Below are 2,143 nucleotides of genomic sequence, written 5' to 3'. Positions count from 1 at the left end.
CTCATTTTCAATCGATTACATAAGAATTAACAGAGTATTGTACTATTCAATAGTCTTTGTAAAAGTCCATCTTTGGTTCGAGTGTAAATAAGCTGTGTTCTACTACAATGGGTAAACACAGTTTATATACATTTCTTTTCTTTATTAGGGCATAGTTTTCCCGATTTTCTTTTTTAGGTTCGTTACCAAACGAATCTATAAAAATAATACTGTTGTCCTCCATAACCTTACAGAATATATTGTCCCCACTCGCAGGATGCACAAGCATCAATATGTTGCCGTCAAGCACTTGGAAAGAACCTTTTAACCTTTCCTGCTCGTTTTGCTTTTCTTTGAATGTCTGTATCAACAAGTAGGTACCATCAGCATTTAACGTGAGTGTTGTTTCAACATTAGGTGGTAACACACCGTTATAAGTTCCAGTAATGGAATCTAAGCTGACTCTATTTTATAAAAATATCATTCGATTATAATTGAAATATATGCGTGTCGCCAAGTTTTCTATGATTATTTAAATATAGCGTAATACGTATAAAACCATTGATAGATCGGTATTTTGAGATAATGCTGCAATTCTATGCAATAAAATCAAATGTCAATCGTTCTTTAGATAAAACATAAAATAAAGACGTATGAAAGTATCAACAAAACAAGGCTATAAACCGCCTTAAAATTCGTCAGGACTTATCAGAGGATATTTCCCTTGTATCTTTGAAAGTTTTTCCATATAAAATCCAAGCACTACGGGTTAGAGATGATTTATCCAGACGAGGAGAAGATTACCTATTCTTACAACCTCGGCGGTCAGCTTGAAAAGGTTCATGGCTACAAGTCTTACGGCTACGACAAGTTTGAGCAGCGCATATACTTGAAATATTGCAATGATGCTTAGACGTTCTACACCTACGACCCACAGCGTCGCAGATTGCAGAACCTCACGGTAAACAGCGGTGGCAATACCATCATGGACAATGCCTATTCTAACAGTAGCTAAGGCTCGGAATATTTCGACCAAGCTTACGTATGCAGGAGCTGTTTTGATAGGAGCTGATATACTCCTTTCTGGAGAGATTAAGCCTTCACTTTTAATAAATGGAGCTATGCTTGGTGTTTCAACAACTGGTGTTGGAACTATTATTGCTGGAGTATGGTTTATAGCAGGCTATGGTACAATGAAAATTAATTATATTTTTACAGGATAAGCTAAAGGCATAAGTGATATGATTGATGAATCTATTGGAACCTATGAATTATATGAAGGCATCTATTAATTAACAAGTGGTATCTCACGATTATGAGACACCACATAATAATATTTTAATTATGTCAATACAATTCCCTATACTTAATATTTCCTTAAGTAATTTAAGTTCACAGGATTTGGAAGAAACCCATATTGGAGACTTATGGGATTATCCTGGCGATAATAGTATCTTTGAAGAATACTACAATAATCAAAAATATGTTGACCAAAGTGGGCATATATTTAAAATAATAGGAAAAAGAAAATCAAATTTTATAAATTCAATAATCCATTTTAATAAAAAAGAACTGATATTTGAGGATTGTGGTGAGACTATTAGCTTCTCAGTATTGAAGGATTTTTTAATCAATAGATACAATTCATTAGATGATAATTTAGCTAAGTCGGTTCTGATTAGATTAACAAAACAATCAAAAAATATCAAGGATTTAATTGGGTAAACGTAAAAACATAGCCCATTTTTGAGGTAGTGTAATATAAACTGTGTTAGGCTATAATATTATGGTTTAACACAGTTTATTTGCATTTTATCTTTCCTTCCTCAGAATGTAATCCTTTCTTTCCTCTATTTGGGGTTCATTGCCAAACGAATCTATCAGAATAATATGGTTGGCATCCTTCACCTTGTAGAAGGTATGCTCACCACTTGAAGGATGCACAAGCATCAGGATGTTGCCATCAAGCACTTGGAAAGTACCATTTAACCTTTCCTGCTCGTTCTGCTTTTCTTTGAATGTCTGTATCAACAAGTAGGTACCATCAGCATTTAACGTGAGTGTTGTTTCAACATTAGGTGGTAACACTCCGTTAGAAGTTCCAGCTATGGAATCCAAGTTGGCTCTATTTCCCAAAACTGCCGTATATTCTTCAAGCTTATCA

Annotated in this window: 4 protein-coding genes and 1 pseudogene; 3 read left to right on the top strand and 2 right to left on the bottom strand. The window is 34.3% G+C overall.

The window, feature by feature from the left end; translation table 11 throughout:
• Nucleotides 1-46: 46 nt before the first annotated feature.
• Nucleotides 47-406, bottom strand: a complete 360-nt coding sequence (locus tag DW917_RS16400; protein ID WP_233524807.1) for a copper resistance protein NlpE N-terminal domain-containing protein — start codon at nucleotides 404-406, stop codon at nucleotides 47-49.
• A gap of 321 nt (nucleotides 407-727) precedes the next feature.
• Here DW917_RS16400 and DW917_RS18220 point away from each other — a divergent pair.
• From DW917_RS18220 to DW917_RS16390, 3 genes and pseudogenes are all read left to right on the top strand, one after another.
• A pseudogene (locus tag DW917_RS18220) lies at nucleotides 728-982 on the top strand (hypothetical protein); the annotation flags it as partial.
• Nucleotides 951-1,202 carry a hypothetical protein gene (locus DW917_RS16395; protein WP_158570236.1) on the top strand — a complete coding sequence of 84 codons (252 nt, stop codon included), beginning with the start codon at nucleotides 951-953 and terminating at the stop codon, nucleotides 1,200-1,202. The pseudogene DW917_RS18220 and the gene DW917_RS16395, both read left to right, overlap by 32 nt.
• A gap of 121 nt (nucleotides 1,203-1,323) precedes the next feature.
• Nucleotides 1,324-1,704 (top strand): hypothetical protein, encoded by a 381-nt coding sequence (locus DW917_RS16390; RefSeq protein WP_117664305.1) that lies wholly within the window; start codon nucleotides 1,324-1,326, stop codon nucleotides 1,702-1,704.
• 87 nt (nucleotides 1,705-1,791) lie between these two features.
• Here DW917_RS16390 and DW917_RS16385 read toward each other — a convergent pair.
• Nucleotides 1,792-2,143: copper resistance protein NlpE N-terminal domain-containing protein (locus DW917_RS16385; protein ID WP_147344244.1), on the bottom strand; the 352-nt coding region annotated here is incomplete at its 5' end.

It is taken from the genome of Prevotella sp. AM42-24, from assembly GCF_003461825.1.
GTDB classification, from domain to species: domain Bacteria; phylum Bacteroidota; class Bacteroidia; order Bacteroidales; family Bacteroidaceae; genus Prevotella; species Prevotella hominis.
The sequence above is the reverse complement of the archived record's forward strand: the minus strand, read 5'-3'. Positions and strand labels throughout refer to the sequence as shown.

What these genes read in the sequence shown, in the direction of transcription:
- DW917_RS16390 (WP_117664305.1), top strand. Translation starts at nt 1,324, where the DNA reads ATGTCAATACAATTCCCTATACTTAATATTTCCTTAAGTAATTTAAGT.